The following is a 16,090-nucleotide window of genomic DNA, read 5'->3' on the forward strand; positions in this document are numbered from 1 at the left end:
AAGGAAAGACTTGTGGTTATAAGGGGGCTTTTCCCTTATCATAAACACATTAAAAATGAAGGAGGATGACTATGGAAGCCGAAGCGATTATGCTCATACTGATTATTGCTTTAGCAATAATCGCCATTTCCATCTTCTTTACCTTTGTCCCTGTAATGCTCTGGATCTCCGCTTTAGCTGCGGGTGTGCGCGTCCCCATCTTTACTTTGGTCGGGATGCGTTTCCGCCGGGTTATTCCGGCCCGAGTGATTAACCCGTTGGTTAAAGCACGTAAAGCCGGGCTGGACTTAAGCATCAACCAGCTGGAAAGCCATTATCTGGCAGGTGGTAACGTCGATCGCGTGGTTAACGCTCTGATTGCTGCTCACCGGGCTAACATTGATCTCAGTTTTGAACGGTGTGCTGCCATTGACCTGGCCGGGCGTGATGTGTTGGAAGCGGTCCAAATGAGCGTTAATCCTAAAGTGATTGAAACGCCGTACATTGCCGGGGTGGCCATGGATGGAATTGAAGTGAAGGCCAAAGCGAGAATTACGGTCCGTGCCAATATTGACCGCCTGGTTGGTGGTGCCGGTGAAGAGACGGTGATCGCCCGTGTTGGTGAGGGTATTGTGTCCACGATCGGTTCTTCTGAGCTGCATAAAGAAGTGCTGGAGAATCCGGACAAAATTTCCACCACTGTACTGGAAAAAGGACTGGATGCTGGAACCGCCTTTGAAATCTTGTCCATCGATATCGCTGATGTTGATATCGGCAAAAACATTGGAGCCGAATTACAAACCGACCAGGCTGAAGCCGACAAGAAAATCGCCCAAGCCAAGGCAGAAGAGCGCCGGGCTATGGCTGTGGCTAAGGAACAAGAGATGCGTGCCCGCGTAGAGGAAATGAGAGCCAAAGTCACCGAGGCAGAGGCACAAGTGCCATTGGCTCTGGCCGAAGCATTGCGCAGCGGTAAGCTGGGTGTCATGGACTACTACAACCTGCAAAACATTATGGCTGACACCGATATGCGTCAATCCATCGGCCGTGTCACTGACCAAGGCGACGACAGCGGCAAAACAGGCCGGGAGAAATAGGGATTTCATACACCAGCTGCGCTCTGGGCTAACTGCCTTAGACCTGGAGAGCAGGACTTTAAACTGGAGGAATGTCCAGTGGATCTTTTTGAGTTTATTATGAACAACTTTATATTCTTCCTTGTTTTACTGTGGATTGTGTCCAGTTTGTTTGGGAAAAGAGGTCAGTCTGAAAATGAACAGCCGCGGCCTGTGCGCCGCCATCCCCAGGAGCAACCAACCTGGGAAAAGATGGAGGGTTGGGAGCAGGAAAAACCTTGGGAAAAGGCTAATGAACTTCAAGAAAAAGTGTCAGACCAGCCAGGCCAAGAAACATTGGCAATAGAACTGGAAAAACAACCTGGCAGAGTGGGGGGAGAAAGCTCGCCCCGTGAAGCTATTTATAAGCAGATTGGTCTGACGGAAAAACAACGCCGGGCTAAGGAGATGGACTTAACTGACGCCAAGGTGGCTGCCAATGAAATTGGCAGCATGGGAGAGATGAGCGGACTCAGGCCTAAAGAGCGCTTCCGGCAAGAAGCACAGGCTTGGCTGGACTTCAAAAAAATGACAGATAAAAGTGTGGTGCAAGGCTACATCTGGTCCGAAATATTCGGCAAGCCAAGATCCAAGCAGCCGCATCCCTTGTATGCCCGTTACCGGCGACTTTCTCACGTTAACAAAGGAAAATAAAGGAATATCAGTTATGGGGCTGCCCTTAAGCGTGCTGAAACTCTAGGGCAGCCTGTTTTATGTTATAGGTTATAGGGCTCGCCATTTGGCGAGCTTGCTTTGTGTTTGGAGTCATACTCCCCTTCCTGTGATGCATAACATCAATAAGAGGGGAGGAGGAGCGGATGCGAAAGCTTCATCAGAAGTTGAAGCGCTGGGCAGCTGGAGTACTCGATATACCCCAGGACGTTATTTTGGATTTGCCCCGCATCACCATGATCGGGCCGTTGCAGATGTACGTTGAGAATCACCAGGGGGTTTTGCTGTTTAATCACAATGAGCTGAGACTTCTGCTAAGCAATAAAGGACAATTGCTTGTCCGTGGGGAAAAGCTGGTCATCCGCCAAATTTTACCCGAGGAAGTATTATTGGAGGGATATATCCGCCAGGTGCAGTATTTAGACCCGGGTCACTAATGGCAAGGGGAGGGATTGAGATGATCAACAATGAGGAATTGGTCTATTGGTGGAAAGGTTACGTGGTCATCACCATTAGAGGAAAACGCTTGGAACGTCTCATCAACCGTATGATGCACCAGCGTTTAGCGGCTTGGGATCTTACCCGCGAATCTGAAGACAAGGCCCAGGTGTGCATTACGGTACCGGACTTGTTCCAGTTGCGCAAGTCTTTAAAGGAGACAGGCTGTCGCATCCGTATCGTCAAAAAAATAGGATTGCCCTTTATACTGAAAAAAATGCGCCGGCAGTCCGGTTTATATTCAGGAGCTATTTTGTTTCTGGCCATGCTCTATCTGTTATCCTCTATGATCTGGTCTGTTGAGATTGAAGGGATCAGTGTGCCGGAACGGGAGGCCCAGGTCCGGCAAACTTTGGCTGACTTAGGAGTCAAGCCTGGGGCTTTTAAATTCAGAGTTGCGGAACCAAGTGAAATTAAACGGCAGGTTACTCAACGGCTTGACAATGTGACTTGGGTGGGTTTTGGTTACAAAGGAACCACGGCTTATCTCGAAGTGGTGGAAAAAACATTACCCGAAGAACCAGAGCCCGTTTATCCCCGCGATTTAATAGCCAAGAAAAAGGCAGTGATCCACGATATATTTGTGGAGTCAGGAACGCCCATGGTCAAACCGAATCAGTATGTGAAGCCCGGTGATCTTTTGGTATCCGGAAAAATTGGCAGCGAGGAGGCCCCTCAGCTAACGGCAGCCAAAGGGAAAGTGTGGGGAGAAGTGTGGTATGTGAGTGAAATCAGGGTACCCTTAAAACTGGAGAAAGCGGTATTGACCGGGGAGCGGAAAACCCGGTATTATCTGCATGTCGGACCGTACAAGCTCAAAGTGTGGGGATACGGGCAGATCCCGTTTGACCATTATGTAACCCGGGATGATAGGTATTCATTATCTATCGGCTCCTTTACCTTGCCAATAGCTTGGACGATTGAACAGGTGCAAGCAGCCCGTCAAGCCGAGGTGACGCTGGATGAAGCAAAAGCATTGAACATGGGCCTCAAACTGGCCCGGGAAAAAATGGTGGCCAAGCTGCCGGAGGATGCTGAAATTGTGGAAGAAAATATTTTGAAAAAGGGAATTGATAGTGGTAAAGTTTATATTAAGATACACTATAGTGTGATTGAGGAAATCTCAATGGCAAAATATACAAGTCAAGGGGAATGAGGCATTGCAGAACCAACTAGAAAAGTACGTTTTACCCATTGTGTCATCTCAAGAAGAGCAAGTATTGTTCGGGCCACGGGACCGTTTTATCCGCAACATTGAAGAAGCGTTTCAGATTCAGGTGCATGTTCGGAACGGGAAGGTTACCTTGGCCGGACAGGGTGACAATGTTCAGGCAGCTGCTTCTATGTTTCAGGTGCTCCTGGAGCTGATCCGTAAGGGATATACTTTAGCTGACAGGGATATCTTGTATGCCATTCAGCTCGCCAAAGAAGGGCTGATCGGTCAGCTGAGAGAATTGTTTGAGGAAGAAATCACTAAAACGTATAAAGGGAAACCCATCCGGGTCAAAACATTGGGACAGAGACATTATGTCTCCGCTATCCGCAAGCATGATATCGTTTTCGGCATTGGTCCCGCAGGTACAGGAAAAACTTATCTTGCCGTTGTGCTGGCCACCCATTATTTGAAAAAGGGGCTGGTTAAACGGATTGTGCTCACCCGTCCTGCCGTAGAAGCAGGGGAAAATTTGGGATTTTTGCCCGGGGATTTGCAGGAGAAGGTAGACCCCTATCTCCGACCGCTGTATGATGCGTTGTATGATGTGCTTGGCGTGGAGCAGGTTGCCAGGTATTTGGAAAGGGGAACGATTGAGATTGCCCCTTTAGCCTATATGCGCGGCAGAACCCTAGATGATTCCTTTGTCATTTTGGATGAAGCCCAAAATACAACTCCGGAACAAATGAAGATGTTTTTAACCCGGCTGGGTTTTGGCTCTAAAATGGTGATTACGGGTGACCGCACCCAAATTGATTTGCCCAAAGGAAAAAAATCTGGATTAATAGAAGCGGAGGGACTGTTGAGAAATGTTGAGGGGCTGAGCTTTATTTATCTTCAGCAGGCAGACGTCGTACGCCATCCTCTGGTTCAGCGGATTATTGAGGCTTATGACCAGCATGACCGCCGGTGATCCGTCTTGCAAGCTAAGGAGATGTTATTATGAAAAAACGTATCAATGTTGATGGTGATATCTCGCGTTGGGGGCGCTTTTGGAATAAATGGAAAGATCATGGGCTGGTGCGAACCGTCATATACGTCGCCTTGGGTCTCATTTTATACTTATTGATGATTGGCAATATTGCCCCCGATTTTGTAGACGTCCAAGTTGGCTCCAGGGCAGAGCAGGACATCATTTCACCGGTTACCGTTGTGGATGAAGAAGCTACGGAAAGGGCCAGGGAACGGGCTGCCCGTGAAGTGGCTCCTGTCTATATCCTGGACCCCTCCATCACCGAAAACCAGGTTGCCAACCTGGAGCGGGCTTTTGATGTGATTAAGGAAACTTTGACTAACGACAATTTATCCCGGGAAGAAAAGCGCCAGCAGCTTAAAGAGCGCATTCCATACGAATTGAGTGACGAGGCCTATGACATCTTCTTGAACCATTCTCTGGAGGAAATTGAAACCTTAAAGCAATTTACGCGTAGCATTGTCTACGAAATTATGTATGCCGGGGTGAAAACTGACACCCTCGAAGCTGCTTTGCAGGAAGTGAATAACTCCCTGATTTTATCCACCTTGGACAGCGATCTGCGCAAAGTATCGCAAGAGATGGCCAAAGCAAGCATTGTCCCTAACTATGTACTGGATCCTGAGGAAACAGAACGCTTGCGCCAAGAAGCCCGGGAGCAGGTGCGCCCCATTGAGATTCGTGAGGGCGAGATTATCGTGGCTGAAGGGGATATTGTCACCCAAGAGATTTACCGCAAGCTGGGCAAAGTGGGTTTGTTAAGCGAATCAGCCAATTTATACCCCTATCTGGGATTGGCTTTGTTTATCGGACTGATACTAGCTTTTATCGCCTGCTATATCCATTACAGTGATTTACCAATCAAGAAAGATAACACCCAATTTTTGATGTATATTGTCATTTTTATCTTAAACGTGGTGTTCTTAAAAGTGGTTAGCATCGGGCAAGTGCTGGACTATCATGGTATTGGTTTTATGGCGCCGGTCGCGTTTGCCACGATGTCTATGACCATGTTGCTGCATCAGCGTATCGCTTTGTTTAGCAGCTTTCTGTTTGGGTTGATTGCCGCCATTATTTTAAACGGTGAAACCACCCGTTATATGGATTTTACCTACGGGTTGGTGGCCATGTTCAGCGGAGCTGCCGGTGCCTTTTTCCTGGGAAATGCCACGCGCAAGACACGCATTTTACAGGCTGGATTTGTGGTATCTGTGGTGACAGTCTGTGCTGTGGTTACGATGATCATGTTAACCCAGTCACCGTTCGGCTGGTTAGATTTGGCCCAATATGTCGCCTACGGGCTGATGAGCGGCATTTTGGCTTCCGTTCTGACCATTGGCATCATGCCGTTCTTTGAAGCGGCTTTTGGCATTTTGTCACCGATGAAACTCATTGAATTGTCTAATCCCAACCAACCTCTCTTGCGTAAAATTTTGCTGGAAGCGCCGGGGACATATCATCACAGTGTGATGGTGGCCAATCTGGCTGAAGCCGCTGCCGAGGCAGTAGGGGCTAACGGCTTGTTGGCCAGAGTGGGTGCTTACTATCATGACGTGGGTAAAACCAAACGTCCCCACTTTTTCATTGAGAATCAATTCAACATGGATAATCCCCATGACAAAATCGCACCTCAACTGAGTGCCACCATTATTACCGCCCATACGAGGGACGGTGCTCAGATGTTAAGGGAGCACAAATTTCCCAAGGCGATTTGTGATATTGCCGAACAGCACCATGGGACGACTCTGCTTAAATATTTTTACCATAAAGCTAAAGAAGGGTCGGATTGTCAAGTCAATGAAAGTGATTTTCGCTATGACGGACCAAAAGCCCAGTTTAAAGAGTCAGCTATTGTGGGGATTGCCGACAGCGTGGAGGCAGCTGTGCGTTCATTATCCAAACCGACCCCCGAGCGGATTGAAAATATCGTCAGACAAATTATCAAGGATCGTTTGGAAGACGGACAATTTAATGAATGTGATTTGACCCTGAAGGAATTGGATACCATTGCCAAGGTGATTTGTGAAACATTGAAGGGTATTTTCCATTCCAGGATTGAGTATCCTGATGAAACGCTCAGAAAAGCACACCCTAAAGGAAGAGAGGATAAACAAGCACCAAAACTGCCAAAGGTGGAAAATCAATCATGATCAAGGTACAGATACAGGATAACCATGCTTTACTTGAGGAACAACATGTCCGTCTGTTGGAGGAGCTGATTGCAACAGCGGCCCGTATTCTTAACCTGGGTGAGGGAGAAGTCTCAGTTACTTTGGTGAACGATGAGGAAATCAGGGAATTAAACCGTCAATACAGGAACAAAGACCGGCCGACAGATGTCCTGTCCTTTCCCATGTATGAAGCAGAAGAATGGCCACACGTGCTTAAGACGGGTGAGTACCTGATGCTGGGTGACATCATTATTTCTGTGCCCCGCGCCCGGGCACAGGCCGAAGAACTGGGTCATTCGTTTGAACGGGAGCTGGGCTTTCTCCTCGTGCATGGCTTATTGCACCTTGTTGGTTATGACCATCAGGATGAAGAAAGTGCCCAGCGTATGTTTCAGAAACAAGAAGATATATTAAGTGCACATCGCTTATTCAGGTGAGGACCATGCCCCAGGCGAAGCAAACCAAAAGATTGTCCCAAAGCTTTAAATATGCCTTCCAGGGCATCGCCTATGTCTTAGCCAGCCAGCGGAATATGAAAATTCATTTCGCCGCAGCCGTCGTTATTTTGATCTTATCCTTCGGTTTAGATGTTTCTGCATCCCAGTTTATCTGGGTTATTTTTTCTATTTTTTTTGTATTATGCATGGAAACACTAAATACAGCCATAGAACGGACTGTGGATTTGGTGACGACGGACTACCATCCTTTAGCCAAGCTGGCCAAAGACATTGCAGCGGGAGTGGTCTTGTTTGCTACTCTGTTTGCTGTGGTAACGGGACTGGTTGTCTTTACTGAGCCTTTATTGTCTATAGCAGAGATTCAACTGCCCTTCCCCATTGAGCATATGATCATCGTACTGATATTATGCTTTCTGGCTGCTGTGTTTCTCTTCAGCATTGGGCAAGGCAGGAGAAAAGTAAGAAAGGCAGGGAAAAAAGATGGATAAAGGCCAATTGATTGCCCAAGCTAGAGCTGCCCGCCAAAAGGCTTATGCTCCTTATTCAGGATTTCCAGTTGGAGCAGCGCTGCTTACGGCTTCTGGAAAAGTAGTATGGGGTTGCAATATTGAAAACGCATCGTATGGCTTAACCAATTGCGCTGAGCGCACAGCTGTCTTTAAGGCGGTTTCAGAAGCCGAAAAGGAGGCAGACCGCACATTTCTAGCTATTGCTGTGATTGCTGACACCGATCGCCCCGTTGCCCCGTGCGGAGCCTGCCGCCAGGTGTTGGCTGAATTTTGTAAGCCGGATATGCCGGTCTATCTTGCCAATGTTAAAGGTGAACAGCTGGAGACAACAGTGGGGGAACTGCTCCCCAATTATTTCAGCCAACTTGATCTTCAAAAGAAATAGAAAGGAGGATGGTCAGCCTATGAGTGAAGGTACTTTTCGTTCTGGATTTGTGGCTCTGATTGGCCGTCCCAATGTGGGCAAATCGACGCTGATGAATCAAATCATTGGTCATAAAGTGGCCATTATGTCTGACAAACCCCAAACCACCCGCAATAAGATTCAGGGCATTTATACTTCGGCCGAAGGGCAAATTATTTTTGTGGATACCCCTGGCATTCACAAGCCCAGAACCAAACTGGGTGATTACATGGTTAACGTCGCCCAGAACACCTTGAGAGAAGTCGATCTGATTCTGTTTCTGGTCGATGCCAAAGAGGGCTTAGGACCTGGGGATCAATGGATTATCAATCACCTTAAAGATGTCAGCACACCTGTTTTTCTGGTTATTAATAAAATTGATCTGGTTCATCCCGATGAGCTTTTACCATTGATTACCCGTTACGTAGAACTATATGATTTTAAAGAGGTCATTCCTGTTTCTGCTTTGCAAGGCAACAATGTGAGCCGTCTGATGGAACAAATTTTCCGCTATTTGCCCGAGGGGCCGCAATATTATCCTAGTGATCAGGTGACGGACCATCCTGAGCGGTTTATCGTTGCCGAATTAATCCGGGAAAAGGTGCTCCAACTCACCCATGAGGAAATACCCCATTCCATTGCTGTCGATATTGAAGAAATGAAGCAGCGGGACGGCAGGGGCACGGTGTTCATCTCGGCTGTGATCTACACTGAACGGGATTCGCAGAAAAAAATTGTGATCGGCAAACAGGGACGGATGTTAAAAGAGATTGGTACCCGGGCCAGACAAGAGATCGAAGCCTTATTAGGAAGCAAAATTTATCTTGATCTATGGGTTAAAGTGAAGAAGGATTGGCGCAACAAGATGAGTCAGCTGCGTCTGTTTGGTTACCATGAACGGGAATACTCATAAGGAATATGAATTGTTAATGATTTCATGGCATAGGGGAATACGGGTGAGTTATGCTAAGGGTAGCAGGGGGTTTTTGTGTTAAGCAAGGATCGACAGAAGAGAGGAGAGCACTGCCATGCGCCAATTTTCCTGGAACGTCTTTGCGGCTACGGGCAATATTGAAGCTTATCTTTTGTATAAGGAATATGAACTGTTCAACAAAAGGCAAGACCAAAACAGCAAGCTTTTGCCAGAGGATAAGACAGACGAAGAAGCGAAACTGATGTGAGTACCTGTGCTCCAAACGGCAAGACAATGAGGGATGACCCCCGCTCATGACCAAAAAGCAGGTGGCAGACGATGCTGTTAAAAACGGAAGGCATTGTGATACGTTCCAAAGACTATGGTGAAGCAAACAAGATTATTACGTTATATACTAAAAATTATGGAAAACTCTCCTTAATGGCCAGAGGGGCGAAAAAACCAAAAAGTCGCCTCTCTTCTATTTCCCAGTTGTTTACCTACGGCCATTATTTATTTTTCCGCGGTTCTCCACGGACAATGGGAACGCTGTCTCAAGGTGAGCGTCTGGATTCCTTTAGGGGGTTGCGGCAAGATCTGGCCAAAACAGCCTATGCGGCTTATGTAGCGGAACTTGTTGACAAGCTGATAGACGAAGAAGAACAACCGCATAGTCTGTTCAGTTTGCTGTTAACCATCCTAAAATTTTTAGATGAAGGAAAAGACCCTGAGATTTTGGCCCGCTTATTTGAATTAAAAATATTGGTCATGGCCGGCTATAAACCAGAAGTGGACAGGTGTGTGGTTTGTCACAGCGTTAAAGGCCCTTTTGCGTTTAGCGTCAAGGAAGGAGGGTTTCTTTGCCAACGCTGCCATCACGCCGATCCACAAGCGCTTCGCCCCAAAGACAATACCCTTAAATTGATGCGGTTTTTGTATCATTTTGACCCTTCCCGTTTGGGTGAAATCAACGTAAAACCTGAAACAAAAGCTGAGCTGCGCCACGTGATGTGGCTGTTCATGGATCACCATACGCCGCTACGTCTTAAGTCCCGACACTTCCTGGAACAAATGGGTCAATTTTGGAAATAAATTGACATACCGATCAGAAATCAGTATGATATTTATCAGTAAAGTGGATTGAAAACATACATATGGAAGCCTGCGATGAAGGAAGTGGCGCTCCCGAGCATGGCCGGAAAAAGAGGATGGGTGAGGCGCCTGGCGATGCCTGGCAGTGCTTCCCATCAAGTAGGGTGGAACCGCGGGAAAACTCTCGTCCCTAGTCTTTTGGACTAGGTATGAGGGTTTTTATTTTGTTCATGATAGTGGAGGTGTGCGAGATGAATGTTCAAGACATGATTCTGACCTTGCAGCAATTTTGGGGCAAGCACAATTGCATCATTGCCCAGCCCTATGATGTGGAAAAGGGTGCGGGAACGATGAATCCCATGACTTTTTTGCGCTGCATCGGCCCTGAACCGTGGAATGTGGCCTATGTGGAACCCTCCAGACGGCCTGTAGACGGCCGCTACGGGGAGAATCCCAACCGTTTATATCAGCACCATCAATTTCAAGTGATTATGAAACCGTCTCCTGATCATATTCAAGAGCTATACCTGGATAGTTTAAAAGCCTTGGGCATCGAACCGGCCCAGCATGATATCCGCTTCGTGGAAGACAACTGGGAAGCCCCAACCCTGGCTGCTTCAGGCTTGGGCTGGGAAGTGTGGTTGGACGGAATGGAAATCACCCAGTTTACCTATTTTCAGCAAATCGGCGGACTGGAAGCGAAGCCCGTCTCAGTTGAAATCACCTATGGTCTCGAAAGGTTAGCTTCTTACCTTCAAGACAAGGAAAATGTGTTTGATCTGGAATGGGTGAATGGCATTACCTATCGGGACATTTTCCTGCAGCCGGAGTATGAGCATTCCAAATACACCTTTGAGCTGTCGGACAGCAAAGTCCTGTTCCAGTTATTTAACATTTATGAACAGGAAGCCAAACGGGCACTTGAGGAAAAATTAATTTTTCCTGCTTATGATTATGTATTGAAATGTTCCCATACTTTTAACCAGCTGGATGCCAGAGGAGCCATCAGTGTGACCGAGCGGACCGGTTATATCGGGCGAGTGAGGCAGCTGGCCAGAGCGTGTGCCAAAGCTTATTATGCTGAGCGGGAACGCCTCGGCTTTCCTTTGTTAAAAGCTGAAGAGGACAAGGGGGATTTAGCATGAGCCAACAAGATGTGTTGCTAGAAATCGGACTGGAGGAGATTCCGGCCCGCTTTGTTGAAGAAGCAAGGCGACAATTAGAGGAACGTTTGTCGGAATGGTTTAACGAACAGCGCATTCCTTTCCGTGACAGCATGTCCTTCGCCACACCCCGCCGCTTAGCCGTACTGCTGAAGGGAGTTGCCGACAAACAGGAGGATCAAGTGGAAGTGGCCAAAGGTCCGGCCAAACAGATTGCCCTGGATGAACAAGGTAACTGGACCAAGGCAGCCCTCGGCTTCGCCCGTTCCCAAGGAGTTGAGCCGGAAGAACTTTATGTGGATACCTATAAAGGAACTGAGTATTTGTTTGTTAGAAAGCACATCAGCGGACAACCGACGAAAGAGTTGTTGCCGCTGATGAAACGCGTCATTGAAAGTATGACCTTTCCTAAAAATATGCGCTGGGGAAACCATGAGTTTACTTTTATACGCCCGATCCGGTGGATTGTGGCCATGTACGGCCAGGAAGTGATTCCCCTCGAGATCACCGGGGTCAAGAGCAGTAAACAGTCTCGGGGCCACCGGTTTTTAGCCGGTCAGGTCACCATTGAAGATCCTGCCCAGTACAGAGAAGTGATGAAGGCACACTATGTACTGGTAAATCCGGACGAAAGGAAAGCAACCATTTGCAAGCAGCTGCAGCGTTTGGAAGAAGAGCATGGCTGGCTGATTCCAATTGATCAAGATTTATTGGAAGAAGTCACCAATTTGGTTGAGTATCCAACGGCAATCTGGGGTACGTTTGATGAAGCTTTTCTAGACATTCCAGAAGATGTACTGATTACGTCCATGAAGGAACACCAGCGCTATTTTCCGGTGAAAAACAAGGAAGGCCGGCTCCTGCCATACTTTGTGACGGTTCGGAACGGACAAGCGGATACGGAAGGTATTGTGGTTAAGGGCAATGAGAAAGTGTTGAGGGCCCGCTTAGCCGATGCCCGCTTCTTCTATGAAGAAGATAAAAAATTGGAAATCTCGACCGCCCTGTCCCAACTGGAAAATGTTATCTTCCATGAGAAGCTGGGTTCCATAGGGGACAAAGTGCGGCGAGTCAAGACGCTGGCACTGGAAGTGGCAGCCATGTTAGAGTTTAAGGATCCGGTTAAAGCTAAAATCGGCCGGGCAGCAGATATCTGCAAATTTGATCTGGTCACTCAGATGGTCTATGAGTTTCCTGAATTGCAAGGGAAGATGGGAGAAGAGTATGCCAGACTTGCCGGTGAAGACGAACAAGTGGCTAAGGCCATTTTTGAGCACTATCTCCCACGCTCGAGCGGTGACCAACTTCCCCAAACCGATGTGGGTGCTGTTTTGGCCATAGCCGATAAGCTGGATTCTGTCGCCAGTTTCTTTGGTATTGGCATTGTTCCTTCCAGCTCCCAAGATCCCTATGGTTTGCGCCGCCAAGCGGCAGGCATCGTCTCCATTCTAGTCGATCGCAAATGGGCCCTGTCTTTGACAGCACTATTCGATTTGGCAGTCGGTATTTTGGAACAGCGCCAGCTTCTGGAACTTCCCCGGGACAAGGTGTTACAGGAGTTGTCTTCCTTCTTCAAGTTGCGGTTGAAGACCCGTATGCAAGAAGAAGGGTGGCGGTACGACATTGTTGAGGCGGTGTTGGAGGCGGATGACGACGCAGTCGTGGCTATGCTTGACAAAGTAAAAGCATTGTCTAGCGAAATGGAAAGAGAGACCTTTAAACCCAATGTTGAAGCGTTGACTAGAGTGACCAATATTGCCAAGAAGCTGGACCGGCCGCTCGAGGACGTCCAAACGGATTTGTTTGAGCAGGAAGAAGAGAGGGTGTTATATACCCGCTACTGCCAAGTGGAAGAACAAGTGAACCGCCTGGCCGAACAGGGAGATTGGCAAGGGGTGTTACAGGCCTTGTTTGAATTGAAAGATCCCATCGATCGTTATTTTGACCAGGTGCTGGTGATGGTGGAGGAAGACACGCTTCGCTACAACCGGCTCAATATGTTGGCTTCGATCGCCCGGTTGATTAATCGTTTTGCGGATTTTGGAAAATTGGTTTTTCCAACTCAAGCATAAGCTTCGGCTGGAAAATCAAAACCGGTTAGGCTTGTCCTAACCGGTTTTCAGCTCTTTTAAGATTTGCAGCATTTGTTCCAGATAAGTCCCTTGCAAAGGATCATCTTCATTTTCCCGCAGATGGAGAACAATAGGGGGAAGGTCATCACCCAATCGTTCGGCAAACTTCAATAGTTCTTGGATATGATCAGAACGGAAAGGAATGTTGTTGCTTCCTGGCGTGTCACCCCAGGACAGGCTGTCGCAAAGATGAATAAGCTGGACATGATCCCGGATCTCTTCATAAAACTCCAGCCAGTCTGCCGGTGCAGTTAAAATCTCTTCTTCAGTCGCTGCTGCAAATACACTGCGGGAACGTTTCATATACTGGAGCACGTTGGTTGAGATGCGTGCATGACCGGTGTGAAAGCACAAGCCAATCCCTGTTTTCTCCGCGATCTGTTTCAAATGGCGGGGAGTGCGCAAAGCAGGATATATTTTGGCTTGGCCTGGTTCAAAATAACAGGGGCCTCCCATAGGGACATTTTCAATCAACAGCTGGAGGTTATGCTTGTCAGCGACGGGTTTAATGAGTGCGCAGGTTTGGATAATGTTTTCCACCCACACTTCTTTGAAATCATACAGGGCTTTAAAATCGCCTGGCTTGGTTTCAAAGTACTCAAAAATCTCTCCCAATGCTACTGCTTTGGTTTCCAGAACAATAAACGGACGGGGATCTTGGAATGCTTGGGCCAGTGTATCCAAAAGACGGAACAGGTTTTCTAAGTCTACCGCTTGAAGTCCCAGATGAAACATTTGAGGCAGGCGAACGGCAACCGGGGTCACCTGGGTGATTTTCAGCATATCTTGTAGTTCATCGGTGGTATAATCCATATGTTTCAGCTCCAGTGTGACCCAGTGGATGCCTTTTTCGCGGATTTTCCGTAAGGCATGATAATCAAAGGGACTGAGGGCGCCCAGCTGCTCCTTAAATAACATGTCCATCACCTCTTTGTGGGGTTTCATCCTGTCCGGATAATATCCTGCGTTTGTATTATAGCTTAGTTTTACCTGGCTGTCTGAAACTAAGAATAGCAAGTGCTTTCTCAACATTGGTATAATTATTTATAATTACTATAGTTCAGGGAGGAAAGGACTTGAATCCTGCCTAGTGAACGGCTAGTATTATTTTTAGACGCAATGAAACCTGAAGGCGGATGATTTGATTTGGCCAAGAGTGAGCAGGGGTTGCCTGGAAAATAAAGGTGGTGAACAATCATAGAACTTACAGACCGTCAGGAAAAAATTATTCAGATTGTCAAAGATGAAGGCCCGATCACCGGGGAGAGCATCGCTGAAAAACTGAACGTGACCCGGGCCACGTTAAGGCCAGATTTAGCTATTTTGACCATGGCCGGGATTTTGGATGCCCGGCCCCGGGTTGGCTACTTTTACACAGGCAAAACGACGATGCAGGCGATTGGGGCAAGCATAAAAAATAAGAAAGTGAAAGATTATAAATCGATCCCTGTATTGGTCAAAGAAAACACATCCGTGTATGACGCCATATGCACCATGTTTTTGGAAGATGTAGGCACTCTGTTTGTGGTCAATGAGAACAATGACTTGGCCGGTGTGGTTTCCCGCAAAGACTTGTTGCGGACGGCCATCGGCAAGCATAATTTGGAGGACATTCCGGTCAGCATCATCATGACGCGCATGCCTAACATTATTTTAACCTATCCAGATGAAAGCTTGCATGAAGCAGCTTCAAAGCTGATCCGTTACCAGATTGATGCTCTGCCTGTGGTCAAACCGAAACAAAAGGCGGATAACAACCAGAAGGAGAACAAGTATGAAGTTGTAGGTCGCATCACTAAAACCACGATTACCCGAGCATATGTAGATTTAGGCAATGAGGAGCTATAGGGAGGTTATGATGAGTCAACGATCTGAAAAACCCAAAGTCTTTATTGTGTCAGACTCTGTAGGTGAGACAGCAGAACTAGTGACGAAAGCGGCCGCAAGCCAGTTTGACATGTCCCAAATTGAGTTGCGCCGCATTCCCTATGTGGATGACGTGGTGACCATTAACGAAGTGATCAGCATGGCCAAAGATACGGAATCCATTATTGTTTTTACCCTTGTGGTGCCTGAATTGAGGGAACATCTGCTCACTGAAGCGAAAAAGGCTAACATTAAGGCGATTGACATTATGGGCCCCATGATCGACGGATTGCAGCTCTTGTTTAAACAACCGCCCCGTTTCCGCCCAGGTATCATTCATCAACTGGATGAGGATTATTTCCGCAAAGTAGAGGCCATTGAATTTGCCGTTAAATATGATGACGGACGGGATCCCAGAGGATTGTTACGGGCAGATGTGATCTTGATCGGTGTCTCGCGCACATCCAAGACACCCCTTTCCATGTACCTGGCCCACAAACGGGTGAAAGCCGCCAATGTCCCCTTAGTGCCAGAGGTTGCTCCGCCCGAGGAATTATTTAAAGTGGATCCTGAAAAGTGTGTAGGTTTAACCATCATGCCTGAAAAGCTGATTGAAATTCGCTCGGAAAGGTTAAAAGCGTTGGGCTTGCAAGCTCAAGCCAGTTATGCTAACTTGGAGCGGATTAAAGCAGAGTTAGCCTATGCCCGGCAGGTGATGGATCAGATCGGCTGCCAAGTGATTGATGTTTCCAATAAAGCAGTGGAAGAAACGGCCAACATCATCCTTCAAAAATTGCGCAAGCCTTAAGAACCCTTGTGTTCTTCAGGCTTATTTTTTATAAATTTATCAAAAAGAAGGAATGTCAGCCGTTATGGAGAATAATAATGTGAAAGAGCAAGTGTGAAAACAAAAAATGAAAAAGTCAAGTTTTT

Annotated in this window: 17 protein-coding genes; 16 read left to right on the forward strand and 1 reads right to left on the reverse strand. The window is 47.4% G+C overall.

Annotation, left to right across the window (positions count from 1 at the left end; translation table 11 throughout):
- Nucleotides 1-71: 71 nt before the first annotated feature.
- The 14 genes from floA to glyS all read left to right on the forward strand — a co-directional run bounded on the left by floA (nt 72) and on the right by glyS (nt 13,231).
- The gene (floA, locus tag IEW48_RS04760; RefSeq protein WP_007504947.1) at nt 72-1,076 is read left to right on the forward strand and encodes a flotillin-like protein FloA; all 1,005 of its coding nucleotides are present in this window, start codon (nt 72-74) and stop codon (nt 1,074-1,076) included.
- Nucleotides 1,077-1,154: 78 nt separating this feature from the next.
- Nucleotides 1,155-1,748: a YqfB family membrane protein gene (locus tag IEW48_RS04765; RefSeq protein ID WP_188622799.1), complete on the forward strand. Its 594-nt coding sequence runs from the start codon at nt 1,155-1,157 to the stop codon at nt 1,746-1,748.
- Between the two features lie 164 nt (nt 1,749-1,912).
- Nucleotides 1,913-2,203, forward strand: coding sequence for a sporulation protein YqfC (yqfC, locus tag IEW48_RS04770; RefSeq protein WP_188622800.1), 291 nt, complete (start codon nt 1,913-1,915; stop codon nt 2,201-2,203).
- Between the two features lie 20 nt (nt 2,204-2,223).
- Complete coding sequence (yqfD, locus tag IEW48_RS04775; RefSeq protein ID WP_188622801.1) at nt 2,224-3,420, forward strand: sporulation protein YqfD; 1,197 nt, start codon at nt 2,224-2,226, stop codon at nt 3,418-3,420.
- 4 nt (nt 3,421-3,424) lie between these two features.
- The gene (locus IEW48_RS04780) at nt 3,425-4,390 is read left to right on the forward strand and encodes a PhoH family protein (protein ID WP_188622802.1); all 966 of its coding nucleotides are present in this window, start codon (nt 3,425-3,427) and stop codon (nt 4,388-4,390) included.
- Between the two features lie 29 nt (nt 4,391-4,419).
- Nucleotides 4,420-6,600 (forward strand): HD family phosphohydrolase, encoded by a 2,181-nt coding sequence (locus tag IEW48_RS04785; protein WP_188622803.1) that lies wholly within the window; start codon nt 4,420-4,422, stop codon nt 6,598-6,600.
- The gene (ybeY, locus tag IEW48_RS04790; RefSeq protein WP_188622804.1) at nt 6,597-7,058 is read left to right on the forward strand and encodes an rRNA maturation RNase YbeY; all 462 of its coding nucleotides are present in this window, start codon (nt 6,597-6,599) and stop codon (nt 7,056-7,058) included. The genes IEW48_RS04785 and ybeY overlap by 4 nt, the downstream gene beginning before the upstream one ends.
- Nucleotides 7,059-7,063: 5 nt before the next feature.
- Nucleotides 7,064-7,567 (forward strand): diacylglycerol kinase family protein, encoded by a 504-nt coding sequence (locus IEW48_RS04795; RefSeq protein ID WP_007504940.1) that lies wholly within the window; start codon nt 7,064-7,066, stop codon nt 7,565-7,567.
- Nucleotides 7,560-7,973, forward strand: coding sequence for a cytidine deaminase (locus tag IEW48_RS04800; protein ID WP_007504938.1), 414 nt, complete (start codon nt 7,560-7,562; stop codon nt 7,971-7,973). The genes IEW48_RS04795 and IEW48_RS04800 overlap by 8 nt, the downstream gene beginning before the upstream one ends.
- A gap of 19 nt (nt 7,974-7,992) precedes the next feature.
- Nucleotides 7,993-8,904: a GTPase Era gene (gene era / locus IEW48_RS04805; RefSeq protein WP_188622805.1), complete on the forward strand. Its 912-nt coding sequence runs from the start codon at nt 7,993-7,995 to the stop codon at nt 8,902-8,904.
- Between the two features lie 115 nt (nt 8,905-9,019).
- Nucleotides 9,020-9,172, forward strand: coding sequence for a YqzL family protein (locus IEW48_RS04810; protein WP_007504935.1), 153 nt, complete (start codon nt 9,020-9,022; stop codon nt 9,170-9,172).
- Between the two features lie 71 nt (nt 9,173-9,243).
- Nucleotides 9,244-9,996, forward strand: coding sequence for a DNA repair protein RecO (gene recO, locus IEW48_RS04815; RefSeq protein ID WP_188622806.1), 753 nt, complete (start codon nt 9,244-9,246; stop codon nt 9,994-9,996).
- Between the two features lie 251 nt (nt 9,997-10,247).
- On the forward strand, nt 10,248-11,141 hold the full coding sequence (gene glyQ, locus IEW48_RS04820; RefSeq protein ID WP_188622807.1) for a glycine--tRNA ligase subunit alpha: 894 nt from the start codon (nt 10,248-10,250) through the stop codon (nt 11,139-11,141).
- Nucleotides 11,138-13,231, forward strand: coding sequence for a glycine--tRNA ligase subunit beta (gene glyS, locus IEW48_RS04825; RefSeq protein WP_188622808.1), 2,094 nt, complete (start codon nt 11,138-11,140; stop codon nt 13,229-13,231). Before glyQ ends, glyS begins: the two co-directional genes overlap by 4 nt.
- Nucleotides 13,232-13,267: 36 nt before the next feature.
- On the opposite strand, the gene IEW48_RS04830 is transcribed toward glyS, so the two are convergent.
- On the reverse strand, nt 13,268-14,209 hold the full coding sequence (locus IEW48_RS04830) for an IolE/MocC family protein (RefSeq protein WP_188622809.1): 942 nt from the start codon (nt 14,207-14,209) through the stop codon (nt 13,268-13,270).
- Nucleotides 14,210-14,488: 279 nt separating this feature from the next.
- On the opposite strand from IEW48_RS04830, the gene ccpN reads away from it, so the two are divergent.
- Together ccpN and IEW48_RS04840 are read left to right on the forward strand one after the other, a co-directional pair.
- Nucleotides 14,489-15,139, forward strand: a complete 651-nt coding sequence (ccpN, locus tag IEW48_RS04835) for a transcriptional regulator CcpN (RefSeq protein ID WP_188622822.1) — start codon at nt 14,489-14,491, stop codon at nt 15,137-15,139.
- 10 nt (nt 15,140-15,149) lie between these two features.
- Nucleotides 15,150-15,965 carry a pyruvate, water dikinase regulatory protein gene (locus tag IEW48_RS04840; RefSeq protein ID WP_188622810.1) on the forward strand — a complete coding sequence of 272 codons (816 nt, stop codon included), beginning with the start codon at nt 15,150-15,152 and terminating at the stop codon, nt 15,963-15,965.
- Nucleotides 15,966-16,090 lie beyond the last annotated feature (125 nt).

This window comes from Caldalkalibacillus thermarum, assembly GCF_014644735.1.
GTDB lineage: Bacteria > Bacillota > Bacilli > Caldalkalibacillales > Caldalkalibacillaceae > Caldalkalibacillus > Caldalkalibacillus thermarum.